Origin of the sequence: Bacillus sp. FSL W8-1143 (genome assembly GCF_037965155.1) — a bacterium.
Lineage (GTDB): Bacteria > Bacillota > Bacilli > Bacillales > Bacillaceae > Bacillus > Bacillus pumilus.
The window spans coordinates 1,975,032-1,992,576 of record NZ_CP150182.1 but is presented as its reverse complement, the minus strand read 5'-3'; the positions used below and the strand labels follow the sequence as shown (position 1 = coordinate 1,992,576).

General features: G+C 41.1%; 18 protein-coding genes. 14 read left to right on the top strand and 4 right to left on the bottom strand.

Annotation, left to right across the window (positions count from 1 at the left end; translation table 11 throughout):
- Positions 1–259: 259 nt before the first annotated feature.
- Complete coding sequence (locus NSQ36_RS09870; RefSeq protein ID WP_050943887.1) at positions 260–961, top strand: AIM24 family protein; 702 nt, start codon at positions 260–262, stop codon at positions 959–961.
- A gap of 33 nt (positions 962–994) precedes the next feature.
- On the opposite strand, the gene NSQ36_RS09865 is transcribed toward NSQ36_RS09870, so the two are convergent.
- On the bottom strand, positions 995–2,146 hold the full coding sequence (locus NSQ36_RS09865) for a diglucosyl diacylglycerol synthase (RefSeq protein ID WP_003215454.1): 1,152 nt from the start codon (positions 2,144–2,146) through the stop codon (positions 995–997).
- Positions 2,147–2,374: 228 nt separating this feature from the next.
- A complete protein-coding gene (gene metA, locus NSQ36_RS09860) occupies positions 2,375–3,283 on the bottom strand; it encodes a homoserine O-succinyltransferase (protein ID WP_003215782.1) in 909 nt (302 codons plus the stop codon).
- A 138-nt stretch (positions 3,284–3,421) separates the two neighbouring features.
- Between metA and NSQ36_RS09855 the strand changes: the two genes are divergently transcribed.
- From NSQ36_RS09855 to NSQ36_RS09800, 12 genes are all read left to right on the top strand, one after another.
- Positions 3,422–5,104, top strand: a complete 1,683-nt coding sequence (locus NSQ36_RS09855; protein ID WP_050943888.1) for a formate--tetrahydrofolate ligase — start codon at positions 3,422–3,424, stop codon at positions 5,102–5,104.
- Positions 5,105–5,178: 74 nt separating this feature from the next.
- Positions 5,179–5,661, top strand: coding sequence for a glutathione peroxidase (locus tag NSQ36_RS09850; protein ID WP_003216059.1), 483 nt, complete (start codon positions 5,179–5,181; stop codon positions 5,659–5,661).
- A gap of 13 nt (positions 5,662–5,674) precedes the next feature.
- Positions 5,675–6,286, top strand: coding sequence for an HD domain-containing protein (locus tag NSQ36_RS09845; RefSeq protein ID WP_050943889.1), 612 nt, complete (start codon positions 5,675–5,677; stop codon positions 6,284–6,286).
- Between the two features lie 30 nt (positions 6,287–6,316).
- Entirely contained in the window at positions 6,317–7,453 is a 1,137-nt protein-coding gene (locus tag NSQ36_RS09840) for a conserved virulence factor C family protein (protein WP_003215956.1), read from the top strand.
- Positions 7,454–7,759: 306 nt separating this feature from the next.
- Entirely contained in the window at positions 7,760–9,436 is a 1,677-nt protein-coding gene (ilvD, locus tag NSQ36_RS09835; protein ID WP_050943890.1) for a dihydroxy-acid dehydratase, read from the top strand.
- Positions 9,437–9,517: 81 nt separating this feature from the next.
- Positions 9,518–9,952: a BrxA/BrxB family bacilliredoxin gene (locus NSQ36_RS09830; protein WP_113387095.1), complete on the top strand. Its 435-nt coding sequence runs from the start codon at positions 9,518–9,520 to the stop codon at positions 9,950–9,952.
- A gap of 66 nt (positions 9,953–10,018) precedes the next feature.
- The gene (locus NSQ36_RS09825; protein WP_310024886.1) at positions 10,019–10,807 is read left to right on the top strand and encodes a class I SAM-dependent methyltransferase; all 789 of its coding nucleotides are present in this window, start codon (positions 10,019–10,021) and stop codon (positions 10,805–10,807) included.
- Positions 10,808–11,242: 435 nt separating this feature from the next.
- A complete protein-coding gene (locus tag NSQ36_RS09820) occupies positions 11,243–11,848 on the top strand; it encodes a YpjP family protein (RefSeq protein WP_003215665.1) in 606 nt (201 codons plus the stop codon).
- A gap of 18 nt (positions 11,849–11,866) precedes the next feature.
- On the top strand, positions 11,867–12,394 hold the full coding sequence (locus NSQ36_RS09815; protein ID WP_003215861.1) for a phosphatidylglycerophosphatase A: 528 nt from the start codon (positions 11,867–11,869) through the stop codon (positions 12,392–12,394).
- A gap of 107 nt (positions 12,395–12,501) precedes the next feature.
- On the top strand, positions 12,502–13,296 hold the full coding sequence (locus tag NSQ36_RS09810) for a thymidylate synthase (protein WP_050943892.1): 795 nt from the start codon (positions 12,502–12,504) through the stop codon (positions 13,294–13,296).
- On the top strand, positions 13,293–13,778 hold the full coding sequence (gene folA, locus NSQ36_RS09805; RefSeq protein WP_044141173.1) for a type 3 dihydrofolate reductase: 486 nt from the start codon (positions 13,293–13,295) through the stop codon (positions 13,776–13,778). Before NSQ36_RS09810 ends, folA begins: the two co-directional genes overlap by 4 nt.
- Before the next feature lie 19 nt (positions 13,779–13,797).
- A complete protein-coding gene (locus NSQ36_RS09800; protein ID WP_339205610.1) occupies positions 13,798–14,421 on the top strand; it encodes a 1-acyl-sn-glycerol-3-phosphate acyltransferase in 624 nt (207 codons plus the stop codon).
- Positions 14,422–14,456: 35 nt separating this feature from the next.
- Here NSQ36_RS09800 and NSQ36_RS09795 read toward each other — a convergent pair whose 3' ends face one another.
- Both NSQ36_RS09795 and NSQ36_RS09790 read right to left on the bottom strand, forming a co-directional pair.
- Complete coding sequence (locus NSQ36_RS09795) at positions 14,457–15,095, bottom strand: hemolysin III family protein (RefSeq protein ID WP_268458287.1); 639 nt, start codon at positions 15,093–15,095, stop codon at positions 14,457–14,459.
- 14 nt (positions 15,096–15,109) lie between these two features.
- Positions 15,110–16,078 (bottom strand): sigma 54-interacting transcriptional regulator, encoded by a 969-nt coding sequence (locus tag NSQ36_RS09790; RefSeq protein WP_322000532.1) that lies wholly within the window; start codon positions 16,076–16,078, stop codon positions 15,110–15,112.
- A 181-nt stretch (positions 16,079–16,259) separates the two neighbouring features.
- Here NSQ36_RS09790 and ilvA point away from each other — a divergent pair, with 181 nt between their 5' ends.
- Entirely contained in the window at positions 16,260–17,528 is a 1,269-nt protein-coding gene (ilvA, locus tag NSQ36_RS09785; protein WP_003215464.1) for a threonine ammonia-lyase IlvA, read from the top strand.
- The last annotated feature ends 17 nt before the right edge of the window (positions 17,529–17,545 follow it).

Below are 17,545 nucleotides of genomic sequence, written 5' to 3'. Positions count from 1 at the left end.
ATTGCTTTTTCCTCCTAGTACTGTAGCATACCTTTTGGCATACTAAAAAAAATTTTCATCACCTAACGACTTTGCAGTTGTTAAATGATGGTTCCACTATACACCATCAAAAGTAAAGCGTCAAGCGGGAGAGCCAAATTTTGAGCAGAATGTTTGATTTTTTTTGACAAATAACAATAATAGCTAAACCGTCCCCATTTTCTGAAACTTTATGCACAGTTTGTCCGTATATAAAAAAAATACAGAAAGAGGTGCTATCATGAATCGTTATACACTCGAAGAATTTGTTCAGAATACGCAGCAGGAAGATAAGGGAGAAGGGGTCTTCGAACTTGAAACATCAAGACTTTTAGAAATTAATTTGACTGATACCATTTGGGCAAAAACAGGTTCCATGGTTTCGTACCGAGGCAAAATCAAGTTTGAACGTGAGGGCGTGTTTGAACATGGCGTCTCAAAGATGTTTAAAAAAATGCTGTCAGGAGAAGGCACTTCACTCATGAAGGCAACAGGTGATGGGAAATTATATGTAGCAGATCAAGGCAAAAAAATCTCAATTCTTCGTTTGGCTGAAGGCGAATCCATTTTTGTGAATGGGAATGATTTGCTCGCATTTGAACCTTCAGTCCGCTGGGATATCAAATTGATGAAAAAAGTGTCGGGGATGCTTGCAGGCGGATTATTTAATGTCAAATTAGAAGGACCAGGCCTTGCTGCGATTACGAGTCATTATGAGCCGCTCACATTGATTGTTCAGCCGGGTGACTCTGTCTATACAGATCCAAATGCGACAGTTGCATGGTCAGGGGATTTAAAAACTGAATTTGTGACAGATGTTTCATTCAAAACCTTTATTGGCAGAGGAAGCGGAGAGTCTATTCAAATGAAATTTAGCGGAAGCGGCTTTGTTGTCGTGCAGCCGTTTGAAGAAGTGTACACAACAAATGGAAATCAAGGATAAAGAAAAAAGGTGTCCGTCATTGACGGACACCTTTTATGATAATGCGCGAGCATACGTTTTGTTATTCGTGATGATATCTGATTGCTCAACGATATCTTCCAAAATGGTTTGAGAAGAATGCTTTAAGTGAAGATTTTTCATGTTTTGTTTCATGGTTTCTAACTTTTCTTCATCTTGAAGCAAGTTGGTCACAGATTCTAAAATGTCTTCATGTCTGTTGATGACGATGGCTGCCCCATAATCTTCAAAGAAATGAGCATTTTCCTTTTCTTGTCCAGGGACAGGCTTGTAAAGAATGACTGGGACGCCGATTGCAGTTGCTTCTGTTAAAGTAATGCCACCTGGTTTTGTGATCATACAATCTGTTACTCTGAACAATTCATCAATTTGTTCCACATATCCAAGCGCCTTCAATTGATCTGGATGTGCTTGTTCAAGATCGCTTAGTGATTGTTTAAGCGCTGCGTTCTTTCCGCATACAACAACAATTTGTACTTCACTGTCTAGAAGCAATGCTTCACATAATTCCTTGACATTTTTCAGTACACCATGAGCACCGGCCATAATCAGAAGAACTTTTTTGTTTGATGATAATCCATATTTTTTATAAATCTTCGATTTTGGCACGTCTGCTTCAAATTGTGGTCTAATAGGAATGCCTGTCACTTTGACATCGCTTGGATGTGTGCCGATTTCCACTAATTTTTGTTTCACATAATCGGTTGCAACATAGTACCGGTCGATGTTTTCATGTACCCAAATCTTATGAAGACAGAAATCTGTCATGACATTAAATGTCGGGATGACTTTTCCTGTTTTGTTCCGGTATTCAGGAACAACAATCATCGGGAATGTAATAATAATCATATCCGGATTGTGTAATTGAATAAGTTCATCAAGACGCTTATTTCCCATTTTTAAATAAATGTTAAATTTGCGTTTATTGTAAATTTTATCTACACCGTAATAAAACAAGCGATAAAATTGTTTCCCAATGGAAAAGCTCTTCAAGTATAAATATTGAGTCACTTCCGACACAATGGGGTTTGATTCTTGATACAAATTAGAAACTACAACATGCTCAAAGCCTTGAGATTTGCACTCATCATACAGTGTTTTAGCCACCTGCATATGTCCATTTCCATAATTTGCGGTCAAGATTAATATTTTTTTATTGGTATTCAAGAATATTCACCTCAAATGTAATCAACAACAACAAAACTTCGTACGAAAACTATTAATCTCATAGGTCTACATATACATAAAGATAACATATAAACAGTCAGAGCATATCATTCGTTACGAAAGAATTAAACTAATTTTAAAAAACAACAAGACTAAATTGATAATGGAAGACAGAGCCATTTGTATTTTAACACATTTTGGCCATTTATCATCAGACTACAGTCTATTTTATTCCCAAACGTATGGTGTTTCTTGATAAACATAATAATTGAGCCAGTTCATAAACAGTAAAGTGGCATGGGCTTTCCATCGATTCACTGGGACTAATGTGTCACCATCTTCTATAAAATAGTGGACAGGTTTTTGGACTGTATCATCCTTCAACAAATCTCTTTCATATTCCTGCTTCAATGTGTCCGTATCATATTCAGGATGTCCAGTTAAAAATACTTGTTTATCATCATCTGAAACAATTAAACAAACACCCGCTTCTTCAGAGACACTCAATACTTTCAAATTCGGCGTGTTTTTTAATTGTTCTGTATTAATATCTGTATGCCTCGAATGTGGGACATAGTATACTTCATCGAAACCTCTGACTAATCTTTCTTTTTTCTCTTTCACAAGATGCTCAAATACACCAAATTTTTTCTCAGCAAGCTTGATTTTCTCAATACCATAATGGTGATATAGGCCTGCCTGTGCACCCCAGCAAATGTGAAGAGTAGACGTCACATTCGTTTTACTCCAGTCCAAAATGTCCTGCAGCTCTTTCCAATAGGATACTTCTTCAAAAGCTAAATGCTCAATTGGTGCGCCGGTGATGATCATTCCATCAAATTTCTTATGGCGAATCGATTCAAAGGTCGTATAAAATTCATCTAGATGCTCTCTCGACGTATTCTTCGGTGTATGCGTACTTGGAATCAAAAACGTAAAGTACACTTGCAAAGGAGAATTTCCGAGCATTCTTAGCAGCTGCGTTTCAGTTTGTATTTTTTTTGGCATTAAATTTAAGATCACGATATTCAAAGGACGGATATCTTGCTTGAATGCCCTTGTCTCATCCATGACGAAAATGTTTTCGCTCTCTAGTATTTGTTTTGCCGGCAGATGAACTGGTATGTTAATAGGCAACTCGCCACCCCCTGAACCAAAGATAATTTCATTTCATTATAGGAACTTTCTGGCGATATTTCAATGTTTCAATTATGTTACAATGAAAAACAGAGCAAAAACAAAGCTGTTTCTCGAAAAAAAGGAGGCCGTTTATTTATGATCACAAAGCATTTGTCAGATATTGACATCGCCCAAAAGGCAAAGCTGAGACCTATTCAAGACATCGCAGCAAAGCTGCAAATACATGACGAAGAATTAGAATGCTATGGTTTCACAAAAGCGAAAATATCTTTGACTATTTTTGACCGTTTAAAAGAACAAAAAGAAGGACATGTGATCCTTGTCACATCGATCAATCCAACGCCAGCAGGTGAAGGGAAGTCTACCGTCACAGTCGGGCTCGGTCAAGCCTTCGAAAAAATAGGGAAAAAAGCAATCATAGCAATGCGAGAGCCTTCATTAGGTCCTACAATGGGTATAAAAGGCGGTGCAGCAGGTGGAGGATATTCACAGGTGCTACCAATGGAAGAAATCAATCTTCATTTTACAGGAGATTTTCATGCCATTACTTCTGCACATAATGCCTTATCTGCGTTCATTGATAACCATATCCATCACGGAAATGAACTTGGCATCGATGCGCGCCGCATTGTATGGAAGCGAGTGCTTGATTTAAACGATCGTGCTTTAAGACAGGTCGTTGTCGGACTTGGTGGACAGGTAAATGGGTATCCTAGAGAAGACGGGTTTGACATCACGGTTGCCTCCGAAATGATGGCCATCCTTTGTTTAGCAGAAGACTTAACCGACTTGAAAAAACGCCTTTCTTCTATTGTTGTTGCCTATAATCAAGACGGGGAGCCAGTCACTGTTGGTGCACTTGGATATGAAGGTGTTCTGACGTTACTTTTAAAAGACGCACTCAAACCGAATCTTGTACAAACGATTGAAGGAACTCCGGCCCTCGTTCATGGCGGTCCTTTTGCCAATATTGCGCATGGATGTAATAGTTTAATTGCAACTAAAATGGCGGCGAAATTAGCCGATTATGTCGTAACAGAAGCTGGATTTGGAGCAGATCTTGGAGCAGAAAAGTTCCTGCACATTAAAACAAGAGCTGGTGATTTCAAGCCTGGTGCAGTTGTCATTGTGGCGACTGTCAGAGCATTAAAGATGCATGGCGGAATGAAGAAAACAGAACTCAAAGAAGAGAATGCACAAGCTGTATTAAAAGGTATACATAATTTAGAAAAGCATATTGAAACCGTCCAAGCCTTCGGTCTTCCGTACATTGTCGCAGTTAACAGATTTATCACTGATACAAAAGAAGAGATTCAAGCGATAGAAGATTGGTGCCACGCACATGGCCACCCAGTCCAAGCTGTGAATGTATGGGAAGAAGGAGGAGAAGGCGGGACAGCACTTGCCGAAGAACTCGCTACACTTATTGAAAAGAAGAAGAACAGCTTTTCCTATTTGTATGAAGAGCATGATTCCATCGAAGAAAAATTATCTAAAGTTGCCAAAGTGGTTTACGGAGCAGACGGGGTCACACTCACTTCAAAAGCAAGAAAACAGCTGGCAGCCATCGAGGAAAACGGCTGGGGGCATTTACCGGTTTGTATGGCAAAAACGCAATATTCACTTTCAGATGATCCAGCTTTAATTGGGAGGCCTAAGGGCTTTACCATTACGATTCGTGAGTTAAAACCATCTGTAGGAGCAGGATTTATTGTTGCTTTAACTGGAAGCATTTTGACAATGCCTGGATTACCTAAAAAACCAGCGGCGCTCGAGATGGATTTATTAGAAGACGGCAGTGTGACAGGACTCTTTTAACCGGAAGCATAAAAAGCGATTTTATAAAAGAAGCATGTTACGATAGGAAAAAGTGAATCCTAGGAGGCTATGAGATGTCAATTTATGATATTCAGGTCAAGACCATTAACGGTCAAGAAAAATCAATGGCAGATTACAAAGGAAAAGTACTCATTATTGTCAACACAGCAAGCAAATGTGGACTGACTCCTCAATTTAAACAACTGCAGGAGCTATATGATCAATATCATGAAAAGGGCCTTGAAATTTTAGGATTTCCATGTAACCAATTTATGAACCAAGAACCAGAAGGAGAAGAAGCCATTCAAGAATTCTGTTCTTTGAATTATGGGGTGACCTTCCCTATGTTTGCGAAAGTAGATGTCAATGGTGACAACGCGCACCCGCTCTTCAAACATTTAACAAGTCATGCAAAAGGTGTACTTGGCACAAAAACAGTGAAATGGAATTTCACAAAATTTATCGTGGATCAAAACGGAGAAGTCACTGAGCGGTTCTCTCCGAAAACATCACCAAAAGAATTAGAAAGCTCCATCATCGCTCTTTTGGACAAATAAGGTGCTCACCGTCATGCAGAAAAAACAATTGGAGGCAGCTGCCTCCTTTGTTTCAGATCGGCTGAAATATGAACCGACTGGACACGATGCGGCTCATATTGATCGTGTGCGGCAGCTTGCCTGCCAGATTTCTAATCAGGAAGGCGGCTCTCTGTTTGTGATCGAAATGGCAGCGATTGTTCATGATGTCATAGATGAAAAGCTGCCGGGTGAATGGAAGCTTTCACCAAAGCAGCTTGAGCTTCAGCTCCTTTCTTGGGAAGTTCATACGCGAGATATTCGTTATATCATGGACATCATTACAACGATGTCTTTTCGTCATCGACATAAGCAGAATAGACCAATAACGTTAGAAGGGGCCATTGTTCAAGACGCAGATCGGCTCGATGCGATAGGAGCAACCGGTATTGCGAGGGTGTTTACTTATGCAGGCGCAAAAGGGGAACCCCACTATACAAAGGACACGCAGCAGGGCTCTGTGCTAAAACATATGGAAGAAAAACTGCTCAAATTAAAAGACTTAATGAACACTCGTTCTGGAAAGCAGCTTGCTGAGGAGCGGCATGATTTGATGAGCCTATTTATCAAGACATGGAAAGAAGAATGCGGCCTTACAGATGAGTAGGGTCTTTATGTGTGTAAGGAGGATGTATAGATGAAAATAACAGCGATAGAACCGACGCCAAGTCCAAATACGATGAAGGTCATTTTGACAGAAGCACTTGCCGGCGGGAAAAGCAACAACTACAAAAAGGATCAAAAAGACGAAGCGCCAGAGATGATTAAGCGTATTTTGAACATTGAAGGTGTAAAAGGTGTTTATCATGTCGCAGATTTCTTAGCGGTTGAGCGTAATGCAAAGTTTGACTGGCAGGGCATTTTGCAGCAGGTCAGAGAAGCCTTTGGTCAAGAAACAGAAGGCCTTCAGGAAGGGTCGCAGTCTGGCGGTGACACATTTGGCGAAGTCAAAGTGTTCATCCAAATGTTTAATGGGATTCCGATGCAAGTCAAATTAACGGACGGTGAAAGAGAAGAGCGGTTTGGCATGCCTGAACGCTTCCAAGCAGCCATTTTAAAGCTCAGAAGCAGTTCAGACAATGTCGTATTTGAACGTGTGTGGAAAGAACATGGCGTTCGTTTTGGTGACTTTGCAGATATCGGCCAGGAAGTGACAGAAGAGCTCCAAGCAGCCTATGATGACGAACGTTTAGCCCGCTTAACAGAGGCAGTCAAAGAAGGACAAGAAGCTGTAGATCGACAGGTGAACCGAAAGGCATATGATGTGACAGAAGAAATGCTGCGCGAGGAAGATTGGAAAAAGCGTTTTGCCCATTTAGAGCAAATGCAGCCAGAGCAAAAGGATATACCTGTTTTAATGAAAGCAATGGAGGACCCTAAAACATCGATTCGCAGACAAGCCGTTGTGAATGCTGGAATGATTGAAGATCCTGCTATTCTGCCTATTTTATATAAAGGGCTTAAAGATAAAACAGTGACGGTCCGCAGAACCGCTGGAGACTGCATTTCAGACCTTGGTGACCCGAGTGCTATAGAAGCAATGATCGAATCATTAAAGGATCCAAGTAAACTTGTTCGCTGGCGTGCAGCGATGTTTCTTTATGAAGAAGGTGACGAAACAGCACTTGACGCATTAAAAGAAGCTGAGCAAGACCCTGAATTTGAAGTCAGCCTTCAAGTGAAAATGGCGATTGAGCGCATTGAGCACGGAGAAGAAGCGAAAGGCTCAGTATGGAAGCAAATGACAGAAAGTAGAAAAAATGCATCAGAATGATGAGACTTATGAGCAAGCTGCCAATGATAGGTAGCTTGTTTTTCTAAAATCATAGACAGAAAAATTTTTTTAGAAAAATTATTTTGAATATTGTTGAAATATACGAAAAAACTCTATATAGTAGTACCAATATAGAATATTGGAGGTCAGATTTTATGACACGAACCATGCTGAACACTAGCTTCAGCAGCCATGCTGGTCATCGGTCATTCATCGGTGGCTAAATAAACAGAAAATTTGTAAAATAAAATCAACTCAAAATCATACAGTCAACAAGACTTGTAGTATAGGAGGCTTTTTAAACAGATGGCAGAACTTCGTAGTAATATGATTAAACAAGGAATTGACAGAGCACCTCACCGAAGCTTACTAAGAGCAGCGGGAGTAAAGGATGAGGACTTCGGCAAGCCATTTATTGCTGTTTGTAATTCCTATATTGATATTGTCCCAGGACATGTCCATCTTCAGGAATTCGGAAAGATTGTGAAAGAAGCCATTCGTGAAGCTGGCGGCGTCCCATTTGAATTTAATACGATTGGGGTCGATGATGGAATTGCGATGGGCCATATCGGGATGAGATATTCACTACCAAGCCGTGAAATCATTGCTGACTCTGTCGAAACCGTTGTATCTGCTCACTGGTTTGATGGAATGGTTTGTATTCCTAACTGCGATAAAATTACACCGGGGATGATGATGGCAGCAATGCGTGTCAATATTCCGACGGTCTTTGTCAGCGGTGGACCGATGGAAGCGGGTAGAACAAGTGATGGCAGAAAGATTTCCCTTTCTTCTGTATTTGAAGGCGTCGGTGCTTACCAGTCAGGTAAAATTAACGAAGAGGAATTAAATGAATTAGAACAGTTTGGCTGTCCGACCTGCGGATCTTGTTCAGGTATGTTTACAGCAAACTCAATGAACTGTTTAGCAGAGGCACTTGGAATTGCTCTTCCTGGAAATGGAACGATTTTGGCGACATCACCAGAGCGAAGAGAATTTGCGAAAAAGTCAGCAAAACAACTAATGGAGCTCATTAAAAAGGATATTAAACCACGTGATATTGTGACTGAGAAAGCAATTGATAACGCATTTGCATTAGATATGGCACTTGGTGGTTCAACGAATACAGTTCTTCACACACTGGCGATCGCAAATGAAGCAGGTGTTGAATATTCACTTGAACGCATCAATGAAGTAGCAGAGCGTGTGCCTCATTTATCAAAACTTGCTCCAGCTTCGGATGTTTATATTGAGGATTTACATGAAGCAGGCGGTGTCACAGCTGCGCTAAATGAATTGTCCAAAAAAGAAGGCGCCCTTCATTTAGATACAATGACCGTCACAGCGAAAACGATGGGTGAGAACATTGCAGGTCACGAGGTTAAAGACTATAACGTTATTTATCCAATCGACAAGCCATTTACTGAAAAGGGCGGCTTAGCGGTTTTATTTGGAAACCTTGCGCCAGATGGAGCCATCATTAAAACGGGCGGAGTACAAGATGGGATCACACGTCACGAAGGACCTGCGATCGTATTTGAATCCCAAGAAGAAGCTCTTGAAGGCATCATTAATAGAAAAGTAGAAGCAGGACATGTTGTCATCATTCGCTATGAAGGACCTAAAGGCGGACCTGGTATGCCAGAAATGCTTGCTCCTACTTCACAAATTGTCGGGATGGGTCTTGGACCAAAGGTTGCTTTAATTACGGACGGACGTTTTTCCGGCGCTTCTCGCGGCTTGTCTATCGGACACGTCTCTCCTGAAGCAGCTGAAGGCGGCCCGCTTGCCTTTGTTGAAAATGGTGACCATGTCGTGGTTGATATTGAGCAGCGCATTTTAAGCGTAGAGGTTCCAGAGGAAGAATGGGAAAAACGAAAAGCGAACTGGAAAGGCTTTGAGCCAAAAGTGAAAACGGGCTATCTTGCCAGATATTCAAAACTTGTGACATCAGCCAACACAGGCGGAATTATGAAAATTTAATCTGAAATAGAACATTTGAAAATTGGCTCTCTCTATAGTATCCTTTATTCACAACATAAGGATTTTAGAGGGGGCTTTTTTATGTCAATGGCATATGAAGAATATATGCGCCAGCTCGTTGTGCCAATGCGCCAAGAGCTGACAAGTGCAGGATTCCAAGAACTGACGACGGAAGAAGAAGTAGAACAAACGATGCAAGAGGCTGAAGGAACAACATTTGTTGTTGTTAATTCTGTATGCGGCTGTGCTGCCGGCTTAGCACGCCCAGCAGCGACTCAAGCTGTGATGAAGGCAGCAAAAGCGCCAGACAAAATCGTCACAGTATTTGCTGGGCAGGACCGGGAAGCAACAGCAAAAATGAGAGAATATTTCACAGGTGAAGAGCCATCATCTCCTTCTATGGCCCTTTTAAAAGGAAATGAACTCGTTCATTTTATCCCGCGTGACGAAATTGAAGGTCGTGAAATGGAAGATATCATGAAAAATGTCTTAACTGCATTTGAAAAACATTGCTAATACACGTGTTGAAATGCCCTGTAACTAGATCAGGGCATTTTTTCTTGATCATGATGGAGGAACAGTATGCTCATTACAACAAGCTTTAGAGCAAATGAACAAACGATTGAAACAGCGAAGGCTCTTGCAGAGGATTTACATGGTGAGTATGTAGAAAGACGCAAACAATCTGTCAAGCAGCTTGCGATGAAACGAGGAGATGTCCTTGTTGTCGGAAAAGAAAGATTTGAATGGTATCAGCCAAATGGTGAAAAGTTCTTCTTTCATCCAAGCTCAGCGATGTTCAGGGTGAAGCGGCTCTTGCGCGAAGAAAAGGATCCTTTAATTGAAGCAGCACAGCTAAAGCCGGGAGATTCCTTTTTAGATTGCACACTTGGCTTAGGGTCTGATGCGATTACTGCAAGCTGTGCGACAGGCAGGAATGGACAGGTCGTCGGTATTGAAAAGAATCCCATTACGGCGTTACTAGTGAAAGAAGGACTGAATACATGGGAGACGGGGATAGAGGAAGCTGATGAAGCGATGAAACGGATTTCTGTTATCAGTGGAGACAGTATCGAGCAGCTAAAGAAGTATCCTGACTGTTCATTTGATATCGTCTATTTTGATCCGATGTTTGAGGAAACGATCCAAGAATCTACAAGTATAGCGCCGCTACGTCATGCGGCAGAGCACGACTTTGATCACGAAGCAGCCGTGCAAGAAGCATTAAGGGTGGCAAGAAAAAGAGTGGTGTTAAAAGATCATTGGAAAAGCACACGATTTAAAGCGGACTCTTACCAATTTCACGTCATCAAACGAAAAACAGCCCAATTTCATTATGGGTATATCGAGAAAGAAAAAAGCCCTCTCTAAGGGCTTTTACAGCATGTAGACAAACCCTCGCATTCGGTGTCAGGTCTGCGCGCCGGTGCTCACGAATGTCAAATTCGCTCCGCTCCGGTACTCGTCCTTCCTAGGACTGCAAAGGCTTTCTATCACGCTGTAAAGAAGACAAAAGGCTAAATTCAAGATCATTTTAGCCCTTTGTCAACAATTTGAAAAAGCCCTCTCTAAGGGCTTTTAATCTGTAATCTCCATATAGACAAAATAAAACAGTGTCAGCAAGGAAGCTGTGACGAAAAAGCCTTCAAGCATACCCATTCCTCCCAAATTTTAGTTGTCATTACTGTCATTGTAAACGTTTTATTATGAAAAAGAAAGTCTCAAATCAGTGACCAAATTGAATGACTGAAAATTCATTATATGCTAGAATAGCAGTATGATAACTTATGGAAGGAATTAGATATCATGAAGATGTGGATGAGAAAAACGCTTGTTGCGCTCTTTACCATTGCAACTTTTGGTTTGGTTTCTCCTCCGTCGGCTTTGATGACAGACAAGCCATCTGAACTTTCTTCACCTGATAAAACGCCTTATACAGCGGTTTATGATACATCAGGCTGGGAACGATCGCAAGAGGCAAGCAAAGAGCAGGTAGACCCCTTTGAGCAATATAAGGAAGAGGTTCTATCAAGTGCAGAAAATCAGTCATTTCTCAAATTCGGCCGTAAAATCACACCTGTCATTGAAGACGAGTACAGAGAAGAGATTCAACCGAAAATTGAACAAGTGTTAACCGATGTTTTAACAAATTTCAAAGATGACGAAAAATTTCAAGATGTTGTGTTAACTGATCAGCCTTCAAGCGGAAATGGCGAAAAAATCTTTCACATCTACAACCGGAAGACTGGAGAAGATTTGCTCCGTTTTCATGTGAGAAGAGATCAGCCGCCACACAGCGGATATTGGTTTAACTTTCACTACCATACAGCAGAAGATGGATTCCAGACGCATCATGAACTCGGTAATATTTACTGGGACAAAAACACCCCGCCGAGCTGGATGAGCCACTAGAAGGAGATGTCATGCCAATTGAAAAAGTATACAATGAACGAAATGGTGCAGATTACAAAACGAATGTTAAACGAACGCGGAGTGAAAATTGAAGATATTGCACACATTGTGCTAAAGCTTCAAGAAAAATATCATCCAAACCTTCCACTTAGTGTCTGTATTGAAAATGTTGAAAAAGTGTTGAATAAAAGGGAAATTGTCCATGCGGTTTTAACAGGACTTGCCCTTGATCAGCTGGCAGAAAAAAAGCTGTTGCCAGAACCTTTGCAGCACTTAGTTGAAACAGATGAGCCGCTATATGGAATTGATGAGATTATTCCGCTTTCCATTGTCAATGTATATGGATCAATCGGCTTGACCAACTTCGGTTATTTAGATAAAGAGAAATTTGGTATTATCAAGGAATTAGATGAAGGGCGTCCAGGTGAAGTGCATACCTTCCTTGATGATCTTGTCGCCGCGCTTGCCGCAGCAGCAGCTAGCCGTATTGCTCACTCACACCAAGATATTAAGGACGAAGAGCAGGATCGAGTGAATCAAGTATAAAAGAAAAACATGTCTGCTCATGATTATGCAGGCATGTTTTTTTGGTGTTTAAACAAAAGCGGAAATAAGGTAAACTACAACAAGAACATAAATAAAGGATGAAAAAAATGAAACAATACAAAGAGTTATGCCGTCATGTATTACAGCACGGGGATGAAAAAGGTGACAGAACGGGAACAGGTACAATCAGCACGTTCGGTTACCAGATGAGATTTGATTTGCAGGAAGGATTTCCGCTGTTAACAACAAAGAAATTGCACCTGAAATCAATTATTCATGAGTTACTGTGGTTTTTAAAAGGTGATACAAATGTCAAATATCTTCAGGAAAATGGTGTCCGTATTTGGAACGAATGGGCAGATGAAAATGGCGAACTGGGCCGTGTATACGGAGCGCAGTGGCGATCTTGGGCTAGTGGGGACGGTGAGACAGTGGATCAGATCACAAAGCTGATCCACGATATCGAGCATAATCCGAATTCAAGAAGACTGATCGTCAGCGCTTGGAACCCGGCTGAAATTGATCAAATGGCACTGCCACCATGTCATTGTCTGTTTCAATTTTACGTATCAAACGGGAAGCTTTCTTGCCAGCTTTATCAAAGATCGGCAGATATCTTTTTAGGCGTGCCATTTAATATTGCTTCATATGCTCTTCTCACGATGATGATTGCCAAAGTCACAAATCTTGAGCCAGGAGAGTTTGTTCATACGCTAGGAGATGCACATATTTATCAGAATCATCTTCCGCAGGTGAAAATGCAGCTAGAGCGCGAGGAACGCACGCTTCCGCAGCTTCGCATCACAAGAGATGTGAAGAGCATTTTCGATTTCACGTTCGATGATTTTGTACTTGAGAACTATGATCCGCATCCGCATATTAAAGGAGAAGTCAGTGTATGATTTCGATGATTGTGGCGACAGGAAAAGACAGAGTCATTGGTCAAGATAATCAAATGCCTTGGCATTTACCAGCTGATTTAGCGTATTTTAAGAAGGTCACAGGCGGCCATACGATTGTCATGGGCAGAAAAACGTTTGAATCCATTGGACGAGCGCTGCCTAACCGCCGAAATATCGTGCTCACAACAAGTTCTTCTTTTGAAGCAGAAGGATGCGAGGTTGTCCATTCCATTGCCGATATTTTGGCAATTGGGGAAAGCGAGACTGAGTTATTTATCATCGGCGGGTCTAAGCTGTATGAAGAAATGATGCCATATGCGGATCGTCTATATATCACGCATATTCACCATGCGTTTGAAGGAGACCGCTACTTTCCTGATTACAATGAAAACGAATGGACGGTTGTATCACGCGAAAAAGGCCATCGTGACGAAAAGAACCCCTACAATTATGAATTTGTCGTATATGACAAAAAAGGATAAATGAGTAGGAGGAGTACGGTTGTTTCGTTATTGGTTTTTAACGCTTTATGTTGTTGTATCCTTTTTTAAAAGTATGAGGCATTTGCATGCTCATGAATTAACTGATCCACGCATTTCCTATACGAAACGAATGCATCTCAATCATGAGCATGCAAAAAGGTTTGCCCGGGGATGTATTGACCAGTCAGGATCAGTCATGACCATTCACCAGCAAAAGAAGCTGCCAGATGGACCCGTTATTTATATCACACAGGCACTGAATCCAGTCACAACGACATTATTGATTGGTCACCTTGAAAAACCATTTGCTTTCATGGCAAAGCCGAATCTTTTTCGATATCCCATTTTAAAACAATGGCTGAAGAAGATGGCGGTTATTCATCAGAATCAATCTGATGATGCCTTATTAGAAGAAGTAAAGGAAAGAATCTTATCGGGGCAGAGTGTATTGCTTTCAGAATCATATCGTTACATGGCAGAGGCACTTGCTGAAGATTGTGATTGTCTGCTTGTACCGGTTGAAACAAGTGGAACGGATCGTCTATTAACTGGGAAAGTCGTGAAAAGGCTGCGCCCTGTTAATGTTGATATTCATATTAAAGCACCTGTCATGATGAACGATTACGCCCAAAAGCGAGCATAGAAAAACCAGCATCCACTTTCGGATGCTGGTTTTTTTCATGCAGCAGGAATGTTCACACAGTAGAAGAGAATGCAGAAGAACATGGATGCACTGCCGCCGAGAACAAAGCTGTGCCAAATGGCATGATGATAGGGGATTTTCCGCCAAATATAAAAGATGGTTCCGACCGAATACAATAGACCGCCTAACAGCAAGAGGCCAAATCCTGCGCCCGTTAATCCAATGTAAAGTGGTTTGATGGCAATGATAATCATCCAGCCCATTAATAAATAAACGAGGGTGGACACAATGATAAACCGTTTGACGAAAAAGATTTTAAAGACAATTCCGCCAGCAGCAAGAGCCCATACAATTGCAAGAAGCGTATAGCCGAGTGCGCCTTTTAATGGTCCGAGTAAAAAGGGCGTATAGGTACCAGCAATCAATACATAAATAGCCGAGTGGTCGAGGATTTCAAATACATCTTTTGTTTTTTTGTGCCGAATGCTATGAAGCAAGGTCGAGCTTAAATAGAGCAGCAGCATGGATGCCCCAAATATTGAAAAGCTCACGATCTCTGTGACAGTGCCGTATTGAACAGCGAATAACACGAGAAAAACAATGGCTGGTATGGATAAAATAACGCCAATGCCATGTGTAATGGCGTTTGCAATTTCTTCTTTTACAGTAAACAATGGATGTCCTCCTTTTATTGAACCGGTATATAACCATCAAGTGACTTCAGGAATGAAAGACCTTCAAGTGTAATCTTTGTGCCGGCCCTGCCTTTTCCTTTCGTCACGTATGCTTTTTTCTCAAGGTCATCTAATCGGCTCCTCACCTGCTGAGGGGTCAGCGGGATGTCGCCTTGCTTGCTTAATTCAGACAAGATGCGTCTGCTGGCTGCTTCACCTTTCTCATTGAGAGATTTAATGGCTTCTAGCAGGAAAACAAACTCTTGTTTTTCCATTAGTGTGAGCTGATGATCTTCCTTTTTTCCTTTTACCTCCGGCGAAAGAGGGGTTAACACAAAAGGCGGCAGGTGGTGTAAAAATACCGTTTGCCCCTCGAGAATGACTGCAGCATAATGAACGATATTTTTGAGTTCCTGTACGTTTCCTTCAAACGGATACTCCTGCAAGGTTTCCCAAACACTTGGATCAATATCAGGCGCCATGCTCAGCTCCTGAAAGAAAGCAGTTGTTAACACAGGAATGTCAGTTTTTCGATCTGCTAATGACGGTAAGGGCAAATGGAAAACATTTAAGCGATAAAACAGCTCAGGTAAAAAGGTAGATGAAACCCTCAATGCCTCTATTGATAAAGACGAAGTGGCAATGATTTTTGTTGCAGGAGATGTTTCTAGAAAACGAACAACCTGATGCTGCATAGGAATACTTAATGCGGCGATTTCGTCTAAATAAAGGATTTGACGGGTCTTTTCCGTGAAGGCTTTCTGCAAGGTATCTTCATCTAAGATGGGGCAATATAGATGTGTCAGTGAAGCGTTTGGAGCCGATGCATGAGCAATTTCATGGGCAAATCGTGTTTTGCCTGTGCCAATGTCTCCTGTGATCAAGACAGGCTGCGCGTGCTTTGTGAATTGCTTTGCCAGGTGAATGGCACGCTTCATTTCTTGATGCTCTCCATATATAGACGTAAACGAATGTGTGGTCATCGGGTGATTCCTTTCTTTATGGTTCTAATTGGTTCTATTTTAACACCCAATAAAACCAAATGTACAGAGAAACGAAAAAGTTTATGAAATTTATGCTTGATCTATGATCTATTGGTTTATTTTTTGAATATTCATGTTATAATGACAAATTAAATAAGGTTAAAGAGAAAGGATCTTGTACATGAAACCGTTGCTCAAAGAAAACACGCTAATTCAAGTGAAAGACATTTTAAAGGCCCATCAAAATTTGAAGGATGTAGTCATTCATACACCTCTTCAAAAAAATGAGCGACTTTCTGAACGATATGAATGTAATGTCTACTTAAAAAGAGAGGATCTGCAAGTAGTTCGTTCCTTTAAATTAAGAGGCGCTTTTAATAAAATGAGCCAGCTTCCAAAAGATAAACTAAAAAACGGCATTGTCTGCGCAAGTGCAGGAAATCACGCACAAGGTGTTGCCTATTCTTGTAAATATCTAGGTATCCACGGAAAAATCTTTATGCCTGCTACGACACCAAGGCAAAAAGTATCTCAAGTAGAGCTTTTCGGAAAAGAATATGTTGAAATTATCTTAACCGGAGATACGTTTGATGATTCATATCATGAAGCAGTTAAATGCGGAGATGAAGAAAAGCGTGAGTTTATCCATCCGTTTGATGATCTAGATGTGATGGCAGGACAAGGAACGACTGCTGTAGAAATATTAAATGATATCGAAGTGGAGCCTCACTTTTTATTTGCAAGTGTTGGAGGTGGAGGTCTGTTATCTGGAGTTGGTACATATATCAAAAATATCGCCCCAGAAACCGAAATCATTGCCGTCGAACCACTTGGCGCAGCTTCACTCCATGCCTCTCATGAAAAGGGCAAGGTTGTGACACTTGATTCCATTGATAAGTTTGTAGACGGAGCAGCGGTTCAGCGGATTGGCGAAAAGACGTTTACATCGTTACAGTCTGTTGTCGATAAAATTAGTCTTGTACCTGAAGGAAAAGTATGTACAACCATTTTAGAGCTTTATAATCAATGTGCGATTGTAGCAGAGCCGGCAGGCGCACTTCCGATCGCAGCGCTGGATGCCCATCGCGAGGAGATTAAAGGGAAAAATGTAGTCTGTATTGTCAGTGGAGGAAATAATGATATTGGCAGAATGCAGGAAATCAAAGAACGGTCGATGATCTATGAAGGGCTGCAACATTATTTCATTGTCAATTTTCCGCAAAGAGCAGGTGCGCTTCGGGAATTTTTAGATGAAGTATTAGGGCCAAATGATGATATCTCCCGCTTTGAATATACGAAAAAGAATAACCGAAGCAAAGGACCCGCGCTTGTTGGCATCGAATTGAAAGAAAGAGATGACTATGCGGCGCTCATTGAACGGATGAATAAAAAAGGATTCCATTATGTTGAAGTGAATAAAGATCAAGATTTATTCCACCTATTTATTTAGGCGTAACAGAACATTGG